The organism is Nocardia coffeae (assembly GCF_019890715.1).
In the GTDB taxonomy this organism is placed as follows: Bacteria; Actinomycetota; Actinomycetes; order Mycobacteriales; family Mycobacteriaceae; genus Nocardia; species Nocardia jiangxiensis.
Window position 1 is genome coordinate 302,795 of the sequence record NZ_JAINZY010000006.1, and the last position, 22,670, is coordinate 325,464.

Here is a 22,670-nt window from a genome sequence, read left to right on the forward strand (position 1 = left end):
CCGGGCGAGTTCCACATCAGGCGGCGTGCCCGATATGGTGCGCCGAATCCCCGATGATCGCGGCATCCGAGCCGATCAGGGTGCGCAGGAATCTCTCCTGGGTCCGGCGTCCGCGAATCGCCGCACGCGCCACCCCGCCCGGCACGATGCGGGCGGTGACCGAGCGAATCAGATTGATCGGTATCCGCAGCAGCGGATACCACGGCAGGACATATCCGGGCAGACCCAGTTTCCGCATGGCCGAGGGGCCCAGGAACAGGCTCGACACCGACAGGTGCTGCAACCGGGCGATGCGCCCGCGCAGGCCCGGCAGGTTGGGGTAGTGCCAGCCCAGCGGATCGTCGGCCATCGGCACCGCCAACTGCGGCGAGGTCTCGTCCGGATTGGTGATGGCGGTGAGGCAGTGGTACAGGACTCGGACCGAATCTCGAAAACTGTTGGGCAGCAATTGATCATCCACCCCGATCAGCCAGCCCACGTACCGGGTCAGGTGTGCGGCGGCCTCGAGATCCCGCGGCGGGGCGAGCAGACCCATGGCCATGGCGCCGACGAACGGTGCGATCAGCGCGCCGACCAGCGTCGCGGCCATATCGGTCTGATTGATCGGCAGTCCCCACTCGTCGTCGCGCCAGTCCGGCATCGCCGCGACGTGCCGCCGGACCAGTGCGTGGATGAACCGCACGTGGATCGTGGAGCGATATCCCGGGCCCAACGGCGCCATCCCGCCCTCGCAGGTGACATCCAGTGCCCACTGCAGGGTTTCGGCGAATCGCTTGGCCGGGCCCTTCTCCAGCGCGCCGGTGCGCAGCAGCGTCTTGTTGAATCCCGAGGCCAGATATCCGCCGAGGAACGACACGTCCCGGGCGATGTACAGCCCGTCGGCCCCGCCCAGGCGGAAGACCAGCTCGCCGCGCGCGACCTTGTCCCGGTCCAGCCACGGCGGCGGCGTCTCGATGTGAACGAAGAACGCGCGCAACGGTTCCGGTGCGTCCGGTATCGCATCGATACCCTCGCGCAGGGCGCGTTCGAACAGCGGGCGGGTGCGGTCCATCCCCTCCTGGTACATCCAGTCGACGAGTTCGTCCATCCGCTGATCGCCGACGGTCAGGCCCTCGCCGAGTTCGGTCCAGCGCGCGGGCGAAGGTTTGGCCAGTCCCAGCATCAGGGCGAAAGGTCGCAGGCCGGGAACGGGACGCGGCCCGGCGGGGTGCCGGAGTGGAACGGTTCGATTCATCTGGTGCTCTCCTTCGAGCTCGTGGCGATCCCGTACTTCACCATCGGCACGATGGTGGTGCGGACGAAGTGATGCGTGGCCTCGTCGGCGGTGAAGTCGACTCCGCCGGTCGGGGTCAGCATGAGCGAATGGGCCAGGCGGGCAATCATTTCCGCGATCGGCTCACTGTCGTATCGGGCGATGAGGTTCGCGTGCTGGGCCCGGTCCAGCAGGCCGGCGATATAGCCGATGCCGAGTGCGACCATCTCGCTGCCGTGCACGGTGTAGAAACCCAGCGCCTCCTCGGGGGCGACGTCGAGCAACTGCCTGACCAGCCGGTGCATCCGGGTCTGGCGCAGGACGTACAGCACGGTCTTTTCGATCCGTTCGTCGATGCCCTCGGCTCCGGTGAGGATCGAGCCGACCTCGGCGAGCATGCGTTCGGTCTCGCGCTCGAGCACGGCTTCGATCAGTTTGTCCTTGCCGGAGAAACGGCGGTAGATCGTGACGCGGTTGATGCCCGAGCGTCGGGCGATGTCGTCGAGACTGCTTCGTCGTATTCCTACCTGCAGGATTCTGGTCAGGGCCGCGTCCAGAATGCGCTGGTCGACCTCGTCTCGACGCTTCGGCATGCACCAACGATACTAATATTGTTACATTGTGTCAAAATATTGCCAGACGTTGAATCAACTATTGATGCTTTGTTGCATCGGCGTTAATCTGGTCCGCATCCGACACAGGGCAACCAGAGGACGGGGGCCGTCAGTGCTACGCAACACATCCCATGCCGAAGCCGTCGGAGAGGTGCGCGGTGGACCGAACCGCATGCGGCAGAAGCTATCTCGGGACGATCCGGATCAGGACGGTGTCCCGCAATCCATGGTCGCGGTGCTGACCCATCTGCAGCGGCTGCGCGCCGCGGCCGGTGATCGGGTCGGGGCCGTGGCGACGATGAGCGCGGCGTTGATGAGCGGGGAGAGCGTCGGCGCGGTCGCCCGCGCCGCCGGAATTCCGGTCGCCGACGCGTACACCGTCGTCGCTCTCGGGATCGCCGGTGAATCGCTGCGCCGGATCCCGGTGCAGGACGAGTCGGACACCGGCGCGGCGCGGCTGGCACGGGTGCAGGAGGCGGTGTACGCGGTCTGCGGCGAGCAGGCGTTACCCCTGCTGGGCGTGCACGGCGGCACAGTGCTGGTGCCGGTTGGCGAACACGGCGATCTGCCACCGGAACTGGCGCCGCAGCTCTCGCGCGCGGCGCACGCGCCGGTCGTCGCGGTCGCGGTGCCCGCGCAGGCCCCGGGGATTCCGCGGGCGACCGTCGTCGCGCACGAACTGCTGGAGATCATCCATCGGCTGCACTATCCGCCGCGGCTGTATCGCTTCCGCGAACTGTCCCTGGAATATCAGCTCACCCGGCCGGGTCCGGCGACGGAATATCTGCAGACCGTGGTCGAGCGGATCGCGGCGCATCCGGATCTGCTCGAGACGCTGCGTCTGCACATCGACAACGGATTCCAGCGTCAGACCACCGCCCGGCTACTGAAGATCCATTGCAACACGGTCGATTACCGGCTGCGGCGGATCCGGGAGCTGACCGGTCTGGATCCGAATTGGCCCAGCGGGCTGTGGTATCTGCAGTCCGCGCTCATCGTCCACGCCTACCACTGCGCGGACCTGCCCCCGCGCCCCCGCGCGCGGACCGCCACTCAGGAGCGAATGTGAGGAAAACCAGCAGACCCCGGCCGTCGGTCGCGATCGTCGGCAGCGGTTTCAGCGGACTGGGGCTGGCGATCCGGCTCCAGCGCGCGGGTTACACCGATTTCACCATCTACGAGAAGGCCGACGGGGTCGGCGGGGTCTGGCGCGACAACAGCTATCCGGGCGCGGCCTGCGATGCGCCCTCGCATCTGTATTCCTATTCGTTCCAACCGAATCCGGACTGGTCGCGACGTTTCGCCGAACAACCCGAGATCCTGCGGTATCTGGAGAACTGCGCCGAGGACAACGCGCTGCTGCCGCACATCCGCTTCGGCACCGAGATCGTCGCGGCACGTTTCGATCCGGACGCGGTGCGGTGGGTGTTGACCACCGCCGAGGGGGAGGAGTTCACCGCGGATCTGCTCGTGGCGGCCTGCGGACAGTTGAGCCGGCCGTCCTACCCGGCGATCGCCGGGCTGGACGAGTTCACCGGGCGGGTATTCCATTCGGCGCGTTGGGATCACGATCACGATCTCACCGGGCGAGATGTCGCGGTGATCGGAAACGGCGCCAGCGCACTGCAGTTCGTGCCGCATATCGCCGAGCGTGCGCGGACGGTGACGATCCTGCAACGTCAGCCGTACTGGATCAGCCCTAAACCGGATCGGGAGTATCCGACGCTGCGCAAGCTGTTCAACCGGCGGATTCCGTTGTTGCAGAGAGTGTCCCGGCTCGGCATCTTCTTCTGCTTCGAGATGGTCCTGAACCCGATGCTGATCTCCCCGCGCGGGCGGCGCATCCTGTCCGCGCCGATCCGGGCGTGGTGCCGGTGGAATCTGCGCCGGGTGTCCGATCCGGCGCTGCGGGCCGCGCTGACGCCTCGGTACGAGGTCGGGTGCAACCGCATCCTGACCTCCAACGAGTACTACGACACGCTCAACCGGCCGAACGCCCGTATCGTCACCCGGCCGATCGACCACATCGGCGCGCGGTCGGTGATCGACGCCGACGGGCGGGAGCATCCTGCCGACACGATCGTTCTCGCAACGGGTTTCCGTTCGCACGATTTCGTCGCGCCGATGCGGATCGTCGGCCTGCACGATCAGGATCTGGACAGCGCGTGGCAGCAGCGGCCACGGGCGTTCCTGGGGCTGTCCGTGCCCGGATTCCCGAACTTCTTCCTCATGTACGGGCCCAATACCAATGTCGGCTCGGGGTCGATCGTGCACATGCTGGAGAGCCAGATGAACCACATCATGCATGCGGTGGAACAACTTTCGCGCATCCGGTACCTCGAGGTGCGCGCGGAATCGCTGGACCGCTTCGACGAGCGGGCACAGGAACGTCTGGCGACCACGGTGTGGAATACCGGCGGTTGCCACAGCTGGTACGTGGCCGACACCGCGACCGGTCCGGTCAACACCAACAACTGGCCCGGATCGATGCGCGAATACCGCCGGCGCACCCGCCGACTGGATCTGAACGACTACCGCACCACCCCGGCCGTGCCCGGCGAATCGGCCGAACGACCGTATACGGCGAGCGATGCGGCCGGTAGGCTCGGGGCGAGTCCTGCTCGAGAGGAATAGACATGGATACTCGCACCGTCGCACGGCAGTGCACCCTCTGTGAGGCGCACTGCGGGATCCTGGTCACCGTCGAGGGCGATCACGTCGCCCGAATCGAGGGCAATCCGGACGACGTGCTGTCCCGCGGCTACATCTGCCCGAAGGCCACGGCGATGGGCGGGCTGCACCACGATCCGGACCGCCTGCGCACGCCGGTGCGGCGGGTCGGCGATCGATTCGAACCGATCGGCTGGGACGAGGCGTTCGCGGAGATCGGTCGGCGACTGCGCTCGATCCGCCAGGAGTACGGGGCGAGCGCGATCGGCATGTACCTGGGAAACCCTGCGGCGCACAGCACTTCGGGGCTGTACGGGATTCTGCTGCGGATCGCGCTGCTGACCCGGAACTTCTATTCCGCGTCATCGATCGATCAGTTCCCGCAGGAGTTCGCGGCCTGGCAGATGTTCGGCTCCAACGTGCTCATGCCGGTTGCCGACATCGACCGCACCGACCGGCTGGTGATCCTGGGTGCGAATCCGGCGGTGTCCAACGGATCGGTCACCACCATGCCCAATGCCCGTCAGCGCATCAAGAATGTGCGGCAGCGGGGCGGGAAGGTCGTGGTGATCGATCCGCGGCGCACCGAGACCGCGCGACTGGCCGACGAGCATGTGGCAGTGGTTCCGGGCGGGGACGTGTACCTGCTGCTGGGCATGTTGCACGTCATGATCGAGGAAGATCTCTGTGATGCCGCGGCGCGCGCCCGGTGCACCGGCTGGGACGAGCTCAGGGCCCTTGCGGCACAATGTGATCCGGAGACGGCCGCACCGCGTGCGGGCGTCGACGCGGACACCATTCGCCGACTGGCGCGCGAGCACGCCGCCGCACCCTCCGCGCTGATCTACGCGCGGATCGGGGTGTGCCAGCAGGTGACCGGAACACTCACGCACTGGCTGGTGAACACCATCAACGCGGTCACCGGGAATCTGGACCGGCCCGGCGGGCAGATGTTCGCGACCCCGCCTGCCGATGCGGCGCCGTATGCGAAATATCTGCGGGTGAAGCACGGCGCGTGGACCGACCGCTCGGGCCGGTACAAGTCGTTCCGGGCGGAGTTACCGGTGGCGGCGCTGGCCGAGGAGATCCTCACCGAGGGCCAGGGGAAGATCCGGGCGATGGTCACCTACGCCGGGAATCCGGTGCTGTCCACGCCGCAGCGGGGGATGCTCGGCGAGGCGCTGGATTCGCTGGATTTCTATGTGGCCGTGGACATGTACGTCACCGAGACCACCCGGCACGCGGACATCATCCTGCCGCCGGTCTCGCCGCTCGAGCGCGCCGATGTGAACCTGCTGTTCCCGGTGTTCAGTGTCCGCAACAACCTGCGGTACGACGCCGCGGTCTTCGAACCTCCGGCCGGAGGCAAGGAGGACTGGGAGATCATGGCGCGAATGATCACCGAGGTGCTACCGCTGCCCGTGCGACGGTTCACCGCGCCGGTCGTGGACGCAATGTTCGCCCGGCTCAGTCCGATTCGCCTTGCCGGGGCCGCTGTCGCCGCCGGTCCCTACGGTGTGCTGCGACGTGGACGTAAGGGCCTGACGATCGGCAAGTTGCGCGCCATGCCCGGTGGGGCGGATCTCGGGCCGCTGCGTCCGCGGCTGGCATCGATCATCGCCACCCGGGATCGGCGGGTACACCTCGCCCCGCCGGAATTCCTGGCCGCGGCGCGCGCCCTGCTCGAACGCGATCGCGACGCCGGGGCGGACGGCTACGATCTGCGCCTGATCGGCCGACGTCACCTGCGCAGCAACAACTCCTGGCTGCACAACGTCCCGGCGATGGTGAAGGGCCGCGACCGTTGCACCGCGCTGATGCATCCCGTGGATGCGGCCGAGCGCGGTCTCGATGACGGTGAGCAGGTGAGCGTCACCTCGCGTACCGGTTCGATCGTGGTGACGCTCGAGGTCAGCGATGAGATCCGCCGGGGAACCGTTGCGGTTCCGCACGGTTGGGGTCATCGGGAACCCGGCGTCGGTTGGCGGCTGGCTGCCTCCCTGCCGGGCTCGAATGTGAATCTGCTGCACGATCCCGCACTGGTCGATCCGATCTCCGGTACTGCCGCGGTGAACAACACCTGGGTCAGTATCGCCAGTGCGGCCGGAGCGCAGGATGACACGTCCGTCGTCGCCGAGAACGTTCCGACGCCGACCGCCTGAGGACGCCGGGGAAGCCGGCTTACTTCGTCAGTGCGGCAACCGCTTTCGCGGCGCTCTGCGCTGCGCTCTCCATGGTTGCGGACCAGTCGGTGCGGGTCCAGTCCCCGGCGATGACCAGGTTCGGGACCGAGGTGCGCTGGTCGGGGCGCAGCCCGTCGGTGCCGACGGCCTGGGAGAAGGTGGCCCTGGGCATCTTGACCACCTGCGCGTGCACGACACGGGCCGCCGCGGCGGCCGGATAGTGCTTGCGCAGCAGTTCCATCTGCTCGGTGATGATCTCGTCGTTGCTCTTGTGGATCTGCTCGTAGGCACCGCTGGTGGTCAGGCAGTACAGCCACGCGCCCTCGGCGACGCGTCGATGCATGCGCTGCCGGTCGAACACCTCGTCGATGACGCCCGTCCCGCCGATGATCGCCTCCATCGCGGCCTTGGTGCCCAGCGGCCGATCCAGGTAGAGGTTGGTGCTGACGATCGGCGTGTAGCCCAATTTATCTGCCGCAGCGTACAACTCGGCGTGCTCGGGCAGCCCGTCGAGCAGTCCGTGGATGCGCGAGTTCGGCACCGCGACGACGACGCCGTCGGCCGGAACCACGGTGCCGTCGGCCAGGCGCACACCGGTCGCCCTGCCGTCCTCGATGACGACGCGGTCGGCGACCGCCCGATACCGCACCTCGACCCCGTAACGTTCGAACACCCGCTGGGCCCCGGTGATGAAGAGGGTGTCCAGATCGACCACCGGATAGCCGATGCCGACCGCGTGACGATGCCGAATCCCTTGGCGGATACCGGTTGCCAGCACATCGGCGAACACCTTCGCCGACTCGCGGTCCACCCGTTCGGCCGCGATCCCCAGCGCCAGCCAATCCCACAGGGCCTCACGGGCTTTGGCAGGCATGCCGACTCGCTCGAACCACCGTTCGGTGGTGATGTCGGCGAGATCCGCAGGCTGGAACAGGGCTTGGCGGCCCAGTCGCAGCGTTGCCCGCAGCGCGCGCAACCGTTCGAGCGGGTTCGCATCGGGGTGCGCCCCCAGCAGTGTGGGCAGTGCGCGGATTCCCTTGGTGTGCATCAGAACCGAACGACCGCCGGGCCAGCGCAGGGCGCCGCCGTGCGGGAATTCCACCAGATGGTCGGTGCCCACGCTGCGCAGGTAGCGGAACAGGTGCTCGTATCCGGTGGCCAGGACGTGCTGGCCGTTGTCGGGCAGATCGTCGACCTCCGGCACGCGCAGCGCCTGGGTGCGTCCGCCGAGCCGGGCGCGCCGCTCGAGCAACGTCACCCGATGTCCGGCCTCGGCGAGCCATACCGCGGAGGCCAGTCCGGCCAGCCCGCCACCGACGATCACGTATCGGCGGGTGTTGTCCATCTGCGACCTCCAGGTCGAAGAGATGCGAAAGGGCAGACGATCACGGCGACCCCTGCTCCGAGTATGCGTCAAAGATAGGGTTGATGTTTCACTGCTGCAACCATGGATGTCGGCGACTACCAACCGGATCGGCGGTCGATGGTGACGCCGCACAGGCGGCGCAGCGCGATTGCGGCCGCCGGCTCGTCACGTCCGAGGACACGCTGATGGCGGGGATCGGGATCGCGGCCGGTAGCCTGAGCGACCATGGCACGGGATGAACGTGGTGTGACAGCGCAGAGTGAGGACTTCGCCGCCTGGTACAACGAGGTGGTTTTCAAGGCAGGTCTCGTGGACCGGGGCCCGGCCAAGGGCACCATGATCATCCGACCGTATGGCTATCGACTGTGGGAGCAGCTACAGGGCGAACTGGACCGGCGGATCAAGGACACCGGCCACGAGAATGCCTATTTCCCCCTGCTGATTCCGCAGAGTTACCTCAGTCGCGAGGCCGAACACGTCGAGGGCTTCTCCCCGGAGCTGGCGATCGTCACGCACGCGGGCGGTAAGGAACTCGACGAGCCGCTGGTGGTGCGGCCGACCTCGGAGACCATCATCGGCGAGATGATGGCCAAGTGGATCGGCTCGCACCGGGATCTGCCGCTGCTGCTGAACCAGTGGTCCAATGTGGTCCGGTGGGAGATGCGGCCGCGAATGTTCCTGCGCACCACCGAATTCCTGTGGCAGGAAGGCCACACCGCACATCTGGACCGCGCGGACGCGTTGCGCGAGACCATGCTCGCGCTGGACATCTATCACGAGGTCGCCCGGGACCTGGCCGCGATGCCGGTGGTGCCCGGGGAGAAGACGCCGGGCGAGCGGTTCGCCGGTGCGGTCGCGACCTACACCATCGAGGGGATGATGCGCGACGGGCGCGCCCTGCAAGCGGGGACCTCGCACTACATGGGCACGAACTTCGCCACGGCCTTCGGCATCCGGTACACCGGTGAGCAGGGTCGAGAAGAGTTGTGCCACACCACATCCTGGGGGATGAGCACTCGGATGGTCGGTGGCATCGTGATGACACACGGGGACGACAAGGGGCTGGTGTTCCCGCCGCGCCTCGCGCCGTATCAGGTGGTGATCGTGCCGATCGTCCGGGGCGAGGACACCGAGGTCGGCGCGGCCGCGGAACGATTGGCCGGTGCGTTGCGCGAGGTGGGCGTGCGGGTGCACGTCGATGCCCGTCCGCAGCTGACCCCGGGATTCAAGTACAACGAGTGGGAGATGCGCGGTGTGCCGATCCGCCTGGAACTCGGCCCGCGCGATCTGGCGAACGGCACCGCGATGATGGTGAAACGTCTGGGCGGAGAAGGCAAACAGGCGCTCCCGTTGGATTCCCTGCCTCTGCAGATCCCCGTGATCCTCGAGGAATTCCAGTCCTACCTGCTGGCCCGCGCCACCGCATTCCGCGACGAGCACACCCGAATCGTCGACGCCTGGGAGGAATTCACCGAGGCCGTGTCGACCGGCTGGGCGGTGGCATTGCACTGTGGCACCCGCGAATGCGAGGAGCAGATCAAATCCGCCACCGCCGCCACCCCGCGCTGCATCCCGACCGACGGCGAACCCGCCACCGGGACGTGTGTGCGGTGTGACGCGCCGTCGGCCTACGGGAAACGGGTCATCTTCGGCCGGGCGTACTGATCGGTGTCCGGCCCTGCACGCCGGGGCCGGACGCTGTGCCGACGGCGCGTCAATTCTGCGCGAGGCTGGGCATCGGCCGGTGAGTCGCGGCTCGGTTGTGCGACAGGGAGATTCATCCGGGAGTCGATATGTTTTGCCCGATCGACGCTGCGGCGCTGGCGGCGATCAGGTCGCGTAGCCAGCTGTGGGCCGGGTCGGCGTCCACCCGTGCGTGCCAGGACATCACGGCGCGGATCGGCGGCAGCGCGAAGGGGAGTGGGTGGACGGTCAGGCCGGGGTGTGCGGCGCGGCGGGCGAACGAGGCCGGGGCGACCGTGGTGAGGTCGCCCGCGGCGACCGCGCGTAGCGCGATATCGATCGTCGGGACCGAAAGCACTACGCGCCTGGACAATTGGTGCGTCGCGAGGATGTCGTCGATCGGGTCGCGCAGGCGTCCGCGCCGAGATACCACGACCTGATCGATCGCCGCGAATTCCTCGAGCGTGCCGGGAACGTCGGGGCCGGTGCGGACCAGGGCGAGGTGGTCGGTGGCCACGACGCGGGCGCGCAGATCCGGCTCGTCGGGTTCGTCGGCGCTCAGGCGCACATCGATGCGCCCCTGGCGCAATTCGTCCGATGTCGTGCCGGATTCGCCGAGGATCCGCAGCCGGACGCCGGGTGCGTCCCGGCGCAGGCGGGTGAGCAGGTCCGCGGCCATCGCATTGGCCAGCACGTCGTTGCACTGGACGGTGAAGGTGCGTTGCATGGTCGCGGCATCGAAATCCGTTGGCGGGGTGAGGATCGCGTGCGCCTGCTCGACCAGGGTGTGCAACTCGTCGCGGATCTGCTCGGCGTACGGCGTCGGGAGCATGGACCGGCCCGAGCGGACCAGGATCGGATCGCCGGTCACCCGGCGTAGCCGGGCGAGCGTGCGGCTCATCGCCGGTTGGGACAGCTGCATGCGATCCGCCGCCGTGCCGACGCTGCGCTCCGCGAGCAGGACGTCCAGGGCGGTGAGCAGATTCAGATCCACATGCATGTGACGCATAGTAAAGATAAAAAGGATGCATTTGCAATCATATCTGCCCGATCGTTGAATTGATCTCGACACCAGCGGATTTCGGCAAGGGGAGAAGATCATGCGAGTAGTCGTCGCGGGCGGCGGACTGGTCGGGTTGACGGCGGCAGCCGCGCTCGGGCGGCTGGGGCACGAGGTGACCGTCGTCGAGCAGGCGCCGGAGATTCGCGCCGCGGGTGCGGGAATCGGTCTGTGGGAGAACGCACTTCGCGAATTCGATCGGCTCGGCATCGGTGCGGCCGTGCGGGCGGTGGGGCACGAGATCGATGCGTGGTTCTTCGATCAGGCCGGTCGTCCGGTGCGCGCCGCGGGATACGGCGACTACGAGCACCGGTTCCTGCTCGTGCCGCGGCCGGAACTGAACGTTCTGCTGGCCGATGCGATCGGCCTGCAACGGATTCTGCTCGGCGATCGGGTCACCGGATTCACCGAGACCGGCGACGGGGTGCGCGTGCTGCTCGAATCCGGGCGTGGTCTCGAGGCGGATCTGCTCGTCGGCGCGGACGGCGTGCACTCCAAGGTGCGGGCCGCACTCGTACCCGACAGCGCCGCGCGGCGCCATTCGGGGCATTACGCCTGGCGCGCAGTGGTTCCCGCGGGCGCGGAACGTCCCGAGGGGACGGTGCTGACGGTCGGTCGCGATCGCACGCGCGGCGGATACTCCCGCCTGTCGGGTGATCGAACGATGTGGATGGTCAACCAGTTCGAGGTCGGGGAGTTGCGTGGCACGCCGCGCGAGCGCGCCCTGGCGCGGGCGCACAACCTCGCCGAGAGCGGCTGGCACGACGATCTTCTCCGGATGATCGAGGCCACCCCCGAGGACGCGATCCTGGAGAATCCGATCCTGCTCGTCCCGGAGCTGTCGCACTGGACCGATCCGCACGTGGTGCTGATCGGCGATGCGGCGCACGGACTTTCACCGCACATCTCCGCCGGGGGCACGCTCGGTGTCGAGGACGTCGGCGTGCTGTGCGCCTGCTTGTCCGCCGACGGGGATCTCGCGAGCGCCCTGAGCGAGTACGAGCGCCGTCGCGCGGAACGGTTCGATCGGGTCCGGGCCTTCTCGACCGAGGTCGAATTCGCCGCCGACGCGGGCGAGTTCGCGCAACGGTACGCGGCGTTCAGTCACTGGATGCTGACCACTGCTCCCAACCGCGAGAACTGAACGCCGGAACCGAGACCGGACGGTTCGTCCGGCGGGGCGCCGAATTCCGGCCCGCCACAACCGGTTCGAGGAAGTTATCGGTTGCTGGCGAGCTGTGGCGACCGGCTCTCGGCCCGGCGGGCCACGCGATATCCGAATTAGCCGCCGGAGTGCTCACCGCGGCCGGGAATCGCCTGTGCGGGTGCGCGGTACGGTGGCGTGGTGGATGTTCTCGATGACGCGGCGATCGAATCTCGGCTGCGTGCGGCGTCTTCCGACTGCTGGGGCACCCTGTGGTCGGCGGCGGACAAGATGCTGGCCTCCGAAGGCCCGCAGTCGGAGTGGATCTTCAACTCCGGGCAGCAGCCGTACATCCGCTACAGCGACGAGGTGAACGTCTTATTAGCCGCGCTGGACGGCGCGGGCGTGGTCGTCGAATTCCCCTGGCGGCAGTGGGACGGTCTGAGCCGGTACGAGACCGGGCTGGGCCTGGCCGACGCGCCGGTCGCGGAATCGGTTCGGGTGCTGAGCATGATGATCAATTCGGAGCGTTTCGTCACCGGCACCATCGCGCACCTGCTCGAGGACGGCACCCTGGCCACAGCCCTGGAACGCCTGCGGACCTGGCACGGCGAGCAGCCGGTGCTGGTGCCCGCGCGCAGCGGGCGCGCCGACGAGCGGCGCTGGAGCCGGTGGCGGCTGCGGCGACGTTCGTGAGCGCGGGGCGTGTCCGGCGGCGCGGCCGGACACGCCGCTCAGGACCGCTCGCCGGGTCCGCCCGCCTCCGGGTCGAGCACCGGCAGATCCCCGGATTGCGCTGCGGCCCGGATGGATTCACGCATCGAGGTGCAGTACGGCAGCGGCGCTCGGGACAACTCCGCCGCGGCATGCCGCTCCACGCACGCGGCCGTCGCGGCGGCGTTCCACTGGACGCTGGTCTGCGCCCACGTGCTCTTGCGCGCCAGCACCCCCGCACCGCACTGCCCGCACCGCACCGGTGACATCGGTGCGGTGCGCAGCCGCTCGTCCGCGGGTCCGGTCACGAAGCCGCCTCGGCCTGTCGCGCGACGTTCTCCCGGACCTGCTGCTGCCACGCCTCGACCGGGCGGGTGGTGTCGAGCTCGAATTCGAAGCGGTCCACCATCTCCGGGGTCACCTCGGCCGCGTCCACATAGAACTGCTGATACCAGCGGCGCAGTTGATAGACCGGGCCGTCCTCCTCGCACAGCAGCGGATTGTCGATGCGCGCCTTGCGTTTCCAGATCGCGACATCCTGCTCGAATCCGGCCTTCACCGAATTGCCCAGCGCGATCGCGGTGGCCATCGCCTCGTCGGCGGGCAGCGTCTCGGACTTGCGCACGATGATGCCGTACTGCAGCACGAAGGAATTCGCGTCGATCGGATAGTGGCAGTTGAGCAGAACGGTCTGATAGTCGCCGTCCTCGAAGTGGTACACCAGATCGTCGATCATGAACGAGGGCCCGTAGTACGCGGCGACCGAGGTGGTGCCCAGCGGTTTGGGTTTGCCCTCGGGGGAGGGCAGATCGTCGCGTGCCCCGCCGTTGAAGTACTGGGTGGCGACGTGTCCTTCGAAGACGTTCCGGAAGTACGTCGGCAGCGAACCGTGGATGTAGAAGAAGTGCGCCATATCCACGATGTTGTCGATGATCTCGCGGCAGTTGGTGTTGACCACCGTGGTGTACCAGTGCCAGTCGGTCCATTCGTCGCTGCCCGCGCCCTCGATGCGCGGAATGGTGATCTCGGCGGGCGGCTTCTTGCCTTCCGGATCGTTCCAGACGAACAGCAGGCCGTCCTGTTCGAGTGTGGTCCAGGCGCGCGTGCGGGCCAGCGGCGGCACCCGCCGGGCGTAGGGGATCTGCTTGCAGCGTCCGTCGCCACCCCAGCGCCAGTCGTGGAACGGGCAGGCGATCTCGTTGCCCTTGATCTCACCGTCGGACAGATCCCCGCCCATGTGCCGGCAGTAGGCGTCGAGGACGTTGATCGTGCCGTCCGCGCCGCGGAACACCACGAGCCGGGTGCCGAATGCCTGAATGGAGTGCGGTTCGCCGTCGGAGAAGTCCCGGACCAGGCCCAGACAGTGCCAGCCGCGGGCGAATCTGGCCGGCGCCGCCTCGGCTCGGATCTGGCGAACCTCGTCGTGCACGGTTGTCATGGCAACCTCCTGGAGTGCGTGCGTGCGGAAATGGGCTGGTACGGCCCTCAGATTCGGGCCGATCCGCATGACCTCGGTTATAACACCGCCAACTGCCTTGCCGGGCAGTCAGTTTCACTGACCGGACGGAGGTCGCGGCACGGCGATCCGGGCGGTCGGTACCTTGCGACGCGGTGCGCGAGAGGGCGTGCGGGCGTTGCGCATCCGACAACCACCGGTTGTTCCCATGGGTGCGGAGCCGCCGACGCGCTCGCTAGGATGCACAACCGGCCGGAGTAACGGGAGGTGTGGTGACGGATCTCGATCTGGCGGCGGTGCGGGCGTTCGTGACGGTGGTGGACGAGGGACAGTTCGGTCACGCGGCGCGGGTACTGGGTATCACGCAGCAGGGCGTGTCCAAGCGGGTCGCGAAACTGGAGAGTCAGCTCGGGGTGAGCCTGTTCGATCGGCTCGGCTCGGGCAGCGCGGTGACGGCCGCGGGGGCGAAGGTGCTGCCGCACGCCCGCGCGCTGCTCGCGGTCGCGCAGGACACCGTGGTCGCGGCGCGGGCGCAGGTGCGACCACTGCGGGTCGCGGTCCAGGGGGAACGGCACGTCGCCTCGGTGTCGATGCGGTACTACCTGGACCGCAATCCGGAGGCGGACGTCGAGATCGTGATGTCCACCGCGTTCCGGTCCGGTCGGGACGCGCTGCTGAACGGCCGCGTCGACGCGACGTTCGCGCGGCAGCACGGGGGACCGCGCGCATTGCCGCCGGGAATCGGAGCCGTCCCGGCCCATCTGGAACCGCTGCACCTACTGGTCGGCCGCGATCATCCGCTGGCCGCGCAGTCGGCGGTCACGCCTGCGCAGATCGCGGCCTATCCGGTCTGGGTTCCCGGAGCTTCGGTGCCGTCCGAATGGGCCGATTACTACCGGGAGTGGAGCGAATTCAGCGGCGTCGAGATCGTCACCGGCCGGGTGCCGGGCGGTTCGCCCGAACGCGAGGACGATCGCGAGAAGGGGCGCGGCCCGTTCGGGCTCGAGGCCGTTCTGGAACGTCTCGCGGCCTCGGACACGCTGGCGAGCTTTGCCGGGGACGGTTACCGCTTCCCGTGGCATCCGCACATCCGCCGCCTGCCGATCTTCGATCCCACTCCCGCTTATCCGCACGCGCTGCTGTGGGCCGGCGCCGGTGCGCATCCGGGGCTGCCGCCGCTGATCGCGCACGTCCGGGAGAACTACAACGGCGATATCGGTGCGGACTGCTGGATTCCCGAATCGGACCGGCCCCTCTTTCTGCCCGCCCCGCCCGTTCCGGCGTCGACGGCGCACCGGGCGGGCTGACGCACACTCATCAGGACACATGTCCGGACATGATTGACAGCACACGGCCGACATGCCACCGTGGCTGGGCCCGGATCGGAGTTCGACGACGATCCGGGTGAAAAGCGGACGGGAGTGTGTGATGGGGTTCCTGGAACCGGATCTGCCGGTGATCGATGTGGCGGAGTGGAGCAAGGGCACGCGCGGCGAGCGGATCCGGCCGATGGCGCGGCATTGGGCGGAGGTGGGCTTCGGGACGCCGGTCGTCCTGCATCTGGCCTACGTCGGCAAGATCCTGCTGTACATCCTGTTCGGCTGGCTGATCGTGCTGTCCACCAAGGGAATCGACGGATTCCTCGACGTCGGCCGGTGGTGGTCGGAGCCGATCGTGTTCCAGAAGGTCGTGCTCTACACGCTGCTGTTCGAGGTGATCGGGCTCGGCTGCGGGTTCGGGCCGCTGAACAACCGCTACTTCCCGCCGATGGGATCGATCCTGTACTGGTTGCGGCCCCGCACCATCCGGCTTCCCCCGTGGCCGCGGCGGGTTCCGCTGACCGCCGGAACGGCCCGCACGCCGGTGGACATCGCGCTGTACGCGGCGCTGCTGGTGGTCACGGTGATCGCGCTGCTGTCCGACGGCACCGGGCCGATGCCCGCGCTGCACACCACGGTCGGGCTGCTGCCGGTCTGGCAGATCGTGCTGATCCTGGTGCTGCTGGCGGTGCTGGGCCTGCGCGACAAGGCGATCTTCCTGGCCGCGCGCGGCGAGGTCTACGGCTCGCTGACCCTGGCCTTCCTGTTCGGCGCCGACTCGCTCGTCGCGGCGAAGCTGGTGTTCATGGTGATCTGGATGGGTGCGGCGGTCTCGAAACTGAACCGGCACTTCCCGTTCGTCATCTCGACGATGATGTCCAACAATCCGCTGATCCGGCACCGGTCGCTCAAGCGGATGTTCTTCGAGAAGTTCCCGGACGATCTGCGGCCGGGGCGAGCCTCGCGGATCGTGGCGCACAGTGCCACCGTGGTCGAGCTGTGCGTGCCGCTGGCGCTGTTCTTCACCCACGGCGGCGTGCCGACCGCGATCGCGGCCACCGTCATGGTGTGTTTCCACCTCGGAATTCTGACCGCGATTCCGATGGGCGTGCCGCTGGAGTGGAACGTCTTCATGATCTTCGGGGTGTTCGCACTCTTCGTGGCGCACGCCGATCGCGGACTCGCCGGTCTGCAGCATCCCGTGCCGGTGGCGCTGTTCTTCCTCGTGATCGCGGGCATCGTCGTCGCGGGGAATCTGTTCCCGCGCTATATCTCCTTCCTGCCCGGCATGCGGTACTACGCGGGCAACTGGGACACCACGCTGTGGTGTGTGAAGCCCTCGGCCTCGGCCAAGATCGGGGCGAACATCGTCGCGATCGCCAGCATGCCCCAGGCACAGCTGGAGAAGTTCTACGGCAAGGACCGCGCGCAGATCCCGCTGTATCTCGGATATGCCTTCCGCGCCATGAACACTCACGGCCGGGCGCTGTTCACCCTCGCGCACCGGGCGATGGCCGACGGCAACGAGGACGACTACACGATCACCGACGGCGAGCGCATCTGCAGTACCGCGATCGGCTGGAACTTCGGTGACGGTCACATGCACAACGAACAGCTCATCGCCGCGTTGCAGGAACGCTGCGGATTCGAACCCGGCGAGGTGCGCGTCGTACTGCTCGACGGTCAGCCCATCCACCACCAGACCCAGCAGTACCGCCTCGTCGATGCTGCCACAGGCGAATTCGAGCGCGGGTACGTCCGGGTCGCCGATATGGTGACTCGGCAGCCGTGGGCCGATGACGTGCCGGTGCAAGTGGCCGAGTGACACCCTGGAAGGGGTCCTCGGGACCTTTCTGAGCGGCGAGGCCCGTCGTAGGCTGTTCGCCGGAGGATCGGCTGACTTGCCGGGTGCATCCGGTAGCGGTCGGGCTGTGCGTGCGGGGACTGCGTCCGGCGAGCGGTAAGCCGAAGATGTTGCGGCACAAGCACCCTGGCTGTGGCGCGGCGCCGCCGGCCGGGCGGCGGCTGCTCGTTGAACAAGATCACGATTCGGTAGCGGATACCCAGTCACGGGAATATGACTTTTCATATCCTTTGCTGATTCTTTACGATTGTCGCGACCCGCTTCTGCGGGGTCTTCCCGCGGCCGCTACGCGACACGACGGTGTCCGGGCCGCATCAGTTCCGCCCTGCTCTCGATGCCAGTACATGTTCGGCCGATGAACCGATCCGGTTGCCCCGGTTCGGCGAAGGAGACATATGTCCAACGACACCGATCCGGCCCGACGGATACCGTTCCCCGGCCTGTCGGAAGTGTTCCGCCACGACCTACCTGCCTCGATCGTGGTGTTCCTCGTCGCTCTACCACTATCGATCGGCGTCGCCGTGGCCACGGGGGCGCCCGTGGCCGCCGGGCTGATCGCGGCCGTGATCGGCGGCCTGGTCGCCGGATTATGTGGCGGATCGACGTTGCAGGTCAGCGGCCCGACGGCCAGTCTGACCGTGGTGGTCGCCGAGAGCATCCACCAATTCGGCTGGGCGGTAACATGTTTCATCACCGCTGGTGCGGGAGTGCTGCAGATCCTGTTCGGGCTCAGCAGGATCGGGCGTGGCGCCCTGGCGATCGCACCAGTTGTGGTGCACGCCATGCTCGCCGGGATCGGCATCGTCATCACGTTGCAACAGGTCCACGTGCTGCTCGGCGGACAGTCGCTGAGTTCGTCGTGGGACAGCATCGTGCAGCTGCCGCATCAGCTGGTCTCGGTGCACCCCGGCGATGCGCTGGTCGGCGTGCTGGTGATCGCCATCCTGCTGGGCTGGCGGTATCTGCCGACCGCGATCCGGCGGGTGCCCGCACCTCTGGTGGCGGTGGTGGCCGCGACCGCCGTGGCGCAGGTGGTGCCGACCAGCATCGCGCGAATCTCGTTGCGCGGCCCGCTGTTCCAGGACATCTCCCTGCCCGCGCTGCCGTCCGGCGGCTGGGGTGCGGTGGCGCTGACGATGATCACCATCGCGCTGATCGCGAGTGTCGAAACGCTGCTGTCGGCGGTCGCGGTGACCAGGCTGCGGCCGGGTACGCGCTGTGATCTGGACCGGGAACTGCTCGGCCAGGGCGTGGCCAACATGACCTCGGGTCTGCTGGGCGGACTGCCCGTCGCGGCGGTGATCGTGCGCAGCATCACCAACGTCAACGCGGGCGCGCGGACTCGCGTCTCGACGATGCTCAGCGGCGTGTGGGTGTTGATCTTCGCGGTGGCGTTCGTCGATGTGGTGCAACAGATTCCGAAGGCGGCGCTGGCCGGGCTGTTGATCGTCATCGGCATGGGTCTGGTGAAACTGGCGCACATCCGGCTGGCCCGGCGCAGCGGCGATCTGATCGTCTACGCGGTGACCGTGTTGGTCGTGGTGTTCTGGAATCTGTTGCTGGGCATGCTGACCGGGCTGGTGCTGGCCTTCGCGCTGCTGCTGTGGCGGGTGGTGCGGGTGGTCGTCGCGGCCGAACCGGTCGGCGGAGCCGATCGCTGGCTGGTCACCATCGACGGCACCTGCACCTTCCTGGCCGTACCGCGCTTGACCGGTGAGCTCGCGCGGGTGCCGGCGGGCGTGCCGGTCACCGTGGAGCTGACCGTCGACTTCCTCGACCACGCTGCCTCCGATTCCCTGCACGAATGGGCCAAGGACCACGAAAAGACCGGTGGAACAGTGGAATTCGTGGAGATGGGCGCGGCCCGCATCGCCGATCTGGCCTCCGGTCCACCCGCGCGCGGGCATGCCCGGCGGCTGCTGACCGAGACGCTGGGCCCGTGGCGGCGCACCCCGCTGGTCGATCCGATCGCCGCCGGCATCACCGCCTACCACCGCGGCCACGCGCATGTGATGCGGCCGCACCTGGGCGCGCTGCACGATGTGCAGAACCCGGATTCGCTGTTCGTGACGTGCTCGGACTCCCGGCTGGTCCCGAACGTGTTCACCAGCAGCGGGCCCGGTGATCTGTTCACCGTGCGCAACATCGGCAATCTGATCCCGGAGGGCGGGCAGGACAGCTCGGTCGAGGCCGCGATCGTCTACGCGCTGGACAAACTCGAGGTCCGGTCGGTGGTGGTGTGCGGGCATTCGGGTTGTGGCGCAATGGATGCGCTGTACCACGAGCGGGTCACCGGATCCGGGTTGGACGACTGGCTGGCGCACGGGCGTGGCACCCTGGAGCAATTCCGGCTCGGGCACCCGGTCGCGGCGGCGGCCGCGGCGGCGGGATTCGGAGAGGTCGATCGACTGGGCATGGTGAACGTCGCGGTGCAGCTGGAAACCCTTGCGCGCCATGAACGGATCGCCCGAGCGGTCGCCGAACGCGGTCTGGTGCTGTCCGGACTGTTCTTCGACATTCGCACCGCCCGGGTGCTGGAGATCACCGCAGACGGGATCGCCGAATTCACCGATGCCGCAGATGGATTCGAGGTGGACATGCGAGAACCGGTGGTAGCGCAGTAGGTCCCGCGGCGGCCCGGGGGATCCGGGGCGTGCTCACCGGTTCTAGTGCAGTGTTAACCCACTGGAATTCTTTTTCTCAGACTTTACTAAGACTTTACTAATAGTCTAGCCGAGCTTCCGGCGATCTGTCGACAACGGTGTCCGCAGCGTGCGTTGGGATGCCTGGAGTACATGCCTGGTGAAGGAGAATGATGTCCACCACCGTCGACACGTCCCCACGATCTACCGCTCCGCCCGGTCCCTCGCGAGCCGAGCGCCGCGCCTCTCTGATCCGCTACGATCTGCCTGCCTCGATCGTGGTATTCCTTGTCGCCCTGCCCCTTTCGCTCGGTATCGCGGTGGCCTCGGGCGCACCCATCGCCGCCGGACTGATCGCCGCCGTGGTCGGCGGTCTGGTCGTCGGCGCCCTCGGCGGGGCCCGGCTGCAGGTCAGCGGTCCGGCCGCGGGGCTGACCGTGGTCGTGGCCGCAAGTATCAGCGAATTCGGCTGGAAGACCACCTGTTTCATCACGGTGGCGGCCGGTCTGCTGCAGATCGTCTTCGGCCTCAGCAGAATTGCGCGCGCCGCGCTGGCCATCGCGCCCGTCGTGGTGCACGCGATGCTGGCCGGCATCGGCGTCACCATCGCACTGCAGCAGGTGCACGTGCTGCTCGGCGGCGCCTCGCACAGCACGGCGGCGGAGAATCTGAGCGAACTGCCCGGTCAGTTATTACATCTGCGCGGCGATGATTTCATCGTCGGCGCGGTCGTGATCGCGATCATGGTGGCCTGGCGCTGGGTGCCGCAACGCGTCCGGATCATTCCGGGTCCGCTGGTCGCCGTCGCCGTGGGAACCGTGCTGTCCCTGGTGCTTCCGGGCAATCCCGCACGATTGGCCATCGACGGTTCGGTGTTCGACGCGATCGGGCTGCCGCAGCTGCCGAACGGCAACTGGGGCGCGGTGGCGATGACAGTGCTGACGTTCGCGCTGATCGCCAGCGTCGAGAGCCTGCTCTCGGCAGTGGCCGTGGACAAGATGCACACCGGCCCGCGCACCGATTTCGATCGCGAGCTGGTCGGCCAGGGCAGTGCGAACCTGGTCTCGGGTCTGCTGGGCGGTCTGCCGGTCACCGGTGTGATCGTGCGCAGCGCGACCAATGTGCAGGCGGGAGCGCGCAGCCGTGCCTCGGCGATCATGCACGGGTTCTGGGTGCTGCTGTTCGCGGTGGTGCTGGTCGGCGTGGTCGAGCAGATTCCGAAGTCGGTGCTGGCCGGACTCCTGGTCGTGGTGGGTGTTCAGCTGGTCAAGATCGGCCACATCCGGCTCGCCCGGCGGACCGGTGACCTGGCCGTCTACGCGGTCACGATTCTGGGAGTGGTGTTCGCGAACCTGCTCGAGGGTGTGCTGATCGGGCTCATGCTGGCCTTCGCGCTGCTGCTGTGGCGCGTGGTGCGGGTGAGCGTGCACGCCGCGCCGCTCGGCGAATCCGGCCGTTGGCTGGTCGGCATCGACGGCACCTGCACATTCCTGGCCTTGCCGAAGCTGTCCTCGACGCTGGCGAAGGTCCCCGCGGGTGCGGAGGTCGTCGTCGAGCTGAGTGTGGACTTCCTGGACCACGCCGCCTGCGAGGCCCTGCAGGAGTGGGCGCGCCAGCACGAAAGCAACGGCGGCACGGTCGAATTCGCGGAGATCGGCACCGCGCGGATGGCCAGTGTGCTGGACGGCCCGCCGCGCCGGGGCAAGGCCCGTGGACCGCTGGAGGAGGTGCTCGCACCCTGGCGCGACCGGGGCGCGCACGCGATCACCGCGGGTGTGGCGGCCTATCACCGCGCGCACGCCCATGTGGTGCGCCCGCATCTGGACGAGCTGCGCGATGGGCAGGATCCCGACTCGCTGTTCCTGACCTGTGCCGATTCGCGAATCGTGCCGAACGTGATCACGCACAGCGGTCCGGGTGACCTGTTCACCGTCCGCAACGTCGGAAATCTGGTCCCCGCGCACGGTGCGGACGTGTCCACCGAGGCCGCGCTCGAGTTCGCGGTGGACAAGCTCGGTGTGCGGACCGTGGTGGTCTGCGGGCATTCCGGCTGCGGTGCGATGCAGGCCCTGCTGCGTGACGACGCGGTCACGACCCCTGCCAGCGGCCTGAGCAACTGGCTCGCGCACGCTCACCCGAGCCTGGACCGCTACCGTGCCGGACATCCGGTCGCCGCCGCCGCGGCAGCCGCCGGATACGACGAGGTGGCCCAGCTGAGCATGGTGAACGTCGCGGTGCAGTTGGAAACCCTCGCCGACCATCCGCTGGTGCGCCGGGCCGTGCGCGAGCGCGGCCTGGTGGTGTCGGGCCTGTACTTCGACATCGCCACCGCCCGCGTCCTGTCGGTCACGACGACCGGAATCGCGGAGATCACCGATATCGATCGCGCCGGTGTCGCCGGATAGGATCGACCTGCGGCCCATCGGGTGAGGTTGTGCCACAGGAGGATTCGAAGACCCGTGGCGCACGCGCCCGGTGCCCGGCGACGGCGATGGCCCCACGCTCGCGGAATATCTCGCGGGCGCGGGGCCGTCGTCACGACTCGGCGCGCGCGTCGTGCGTGCCTGCGGGAGAGCGCGTGTCGCGGGGCCTAGGCTTGACGAGGTCCTGCGGCGCAGTCCTCTGCGGCGCGCACCCGGACCATCGGTCCGGGCCGGGCGGATTCCTCATCGACCTCGGCTCTCGGGCGTGCCAGGCTGGTAG

16 protein-coding genes are annotated in these 22,670 nt (G+C 68.0%); 10 read left to right on the plus strand and 6 right to left on the minus strand.

Going from position 1 to position 22,670, the window contains the following annotated elements:
* Window positions 1-16 precede the first annotated feature (16 nt).
* Window positions 17-1,234 carry an oxygenase MpaB family protein gene (locus K7711_RS23510; RefSeq protein ID WP_222971597.1) on the minus strand — a complete coding sequence of 406 codons (1,218 nt, stop codon included), beginning with the start codon at window positions 1,232-1,234 and terminating at the stop codon, window positions 17-19.
* Window positions 1,231-1,845 carry a TetR/AcrR family transcriptional regulator gene (locus K7711_RS23515; protein WP_222971598.1) on the minus strand — a complete coding sequence of 205 codons (615 nt, stop codon included), beginning with the start codon at window positions 1,843-1,845 and terminating at the stop codon, window positions 1,231-1,233. Before K7711_RS23515 ends, K7711_RS23510 begins: the two co-directional genes overlap by 4 nt.
* Before the next feature lie 193 nt (window positions 1,846-2,038).
* On the opposite strand from K7711_RS23515, the gene K7711_RS23520 reads away from it, so the two are divergent.
* From K7711_RS23520 to K7711_RS23530, 3 genes are read left to right on the plus strand one after another with little or no spacing between them, the layout of a single operon-like run.
* Window positions 2,039-2,935, plus strand: coding sequence for a PucR family transcriptional regulator (locus tag K7711_RS23520; protein WP_222971599.1), 897 nt, complete (start codon window positions 2,039-2,041; stop codon window positions 2,933-2,935).
* Window positions 2,932-4,500 (plus strand): flavin-containing monooxygenase, encoded by a 1,569-nt coding sequence (locus K7711_RS23525; RefSeq protein WP_222971600.1) that lies wholly within the window; start codon window positions 2,932-2,934, stop codon window positions 4,498-4,500. Before K7711_RS23520 ends, K7711_RS23525 begins: the two co-directional genes overlap by 4 nt.
* Before the next feature lie 2 nt (window positions 4,501-4,502).
* Window positions 4,503-6,698: a molybdopterin oxidoreductase family protein gene (locus K7711_RS23530; RefSeq protein ID WP_222971601.1), complete on the plus strand. Its 2,196-nt coding sequence runs from the start codon at window positions 4,503-4,505 to the stop codon at window positions 6,696-6,698.
* Between the two features lie 19 nt (window positions 6,699-6,717).
* Here K7711_RS23530 and hpnE read toward each other — a convergent pair whose 3' ends face one another.
* Window positions 6,718-8,064, minus strand: coding sequence for a hydroxysqualene dehydroxylase HpnE (gene hpnE, locus K7711_RS23535; protein WP_222971602.1), 1,347 nt, complete (start codon window positions 8,062-8,064; stop codon window positions 6,718-6,720).
* A 246-nt stretch (window positions 8,065-8,310) separates the two neighbouring features.
* On the opposite strand from hpnE, the gene proS reads away from it, so the two are divergent.
* Window positions 8,311-9,750, plus strand: a complete 1,440-nt coding sequence (gene proS / locus K7711_RS23540) for a proline--tRNA ligase (protein WP_222971603.1) — start codon at window positions 8,311-8,313, stop codon at window positions 9,748-9,750.
* A gap of 112 nt (window positions 9,751-9,862) precedes the next feature.
* On the opposite strand, the gene K7711_RS23545 is transcribed toward proS, so the two are convergent.
* On the minus strand, window positions 9,863-10,768 hold the full coding sequence (locus tag K7711_RS23545) for a LysR family transcriptional regulator (protein ID WP_235747630.1): 906 nt from the start codon (window positions 10,766-10,768) through the stop codon (window positions 9,863-9,865).
* A 58-nt stretch (window positions 10,769-10,826) separates the two neighbouring features.
* On the opposite strand from K7711_RS23545, the gene K7711_RS23550 reads away from it, so the two are divergent.
* Both K7711_RS23550 and K7711_RS23555 read left to right on the plus strand, forming a co-directional pair.
* Entirely contained in the window at window positions 10,827-11,972 is a 1,146-nt protein-coding gene (locus K7711_RS23550) for an FAD-dependent monooxygenase (RefSeq protein WP_308014925.1), read from the plus strand.
* Window positions 11,973-12,173: 201 nt separating this feature from the next.
* Complete coding sequence (locus tag K7711_RS23555; protein WP_222971605.1) at window positions 12,174-12,668, plus strand: DUF6508 domain-containing protein; 495 nt, start codon at window positions 12,174-12,176, stop codon at window positions 12,666-12,668.
* 38 nt (window positions 12,669-12,706) lie between these two features.
* On the opposite strand, the gene K7711_RS23560 is transcribed toward K7711_RS23555, so the two are convergent.
* The gene (locus K7711_RS23560) at window positions 12,707-12,955 is read right to left on the minus strand and encodes a ferredoxin (RefSeq protein ID WP_222971785.1); all 249 of its coding nucleotides are present in this window, start codon (window positions 12,953-12,955) and stop codon (window positions 12,707-12,709) included.
* A 35-nt stretch (window positions 12,956-12,990) separates the two neighbouring features.
* Window positions 12,991-14,124, minus strand: a complete 1,134-nt coding sequence (locus K7711_RS23565) for a 3-ketosteroid-9-alpha-monooxygenase, oxygenase component (RefSeq protein ID WP_222971606.1) — start codon at window positions 14,122-14,124, stop codon at window positions 12,991-12,993.
* A gap of 290 nt (window positions 14,125-14,414) precedes the next feature.
* Here K7711_RS23565 and K7711_RS23570 point away from each other — a divergent pair, with 290 nt between their 5' ends.
* The 4 genes from K7711_RS23570 (at window position 14,415) to K7711_RS23585 (ending at window position 22,372) form a co-directional block, all read left to right on the plus strand.
* A complete protein-coding gene (locus K7711_RS23570) occupies window positions 14,415-15,449 on the plus strand; it encodes a LysR family transcriptional regulator (RefSeq protein ID WP_222971607.1) in 1,035 nt (344 codons plus the stop codon).
* A gap of 121 nt (window positions 15,450-15,570) precedes the next feature.
* Window positions 15,571-17,286, plus strand: coding sequence for a DUF3556 domain-containing protein (locus K7711_RS23575; RefSeq protein WP_222971608.1), 1,716 nt, complete (start codon window positions 15,571-15,573; stop codon window positions 17,284-17,286).
* Window positions 17,287-17,720: 434 nt separating this feature from the next.
* Window positions 17,721-19,949: a SulP family inorganic anion transporter gene (locus tag K7711_RS23580; RefSeq protein WP_222971609.1), complete on the plus strand. Its 2,229-nt coding sequence runs from the start codon at window positions 17,721-17,723 to the stop codon at window positions 19,947-19,949.
* 191 nt (window positions 19,950-20,140) lie between these two features.
* Window positions 20,141-22,372: a SulP family inorganic anion transporter gene (locus K7711_RS23585; protein ID WP_222971610.1), complete on the plus strand. Its 2,232-nt coding sequence runs from the start codon at window positions 20,141-20,143 to the stop codon at window positions 22,370-22,372.
* Window positions 22,373-22,670: the final 298 nt, after the last annotated feature.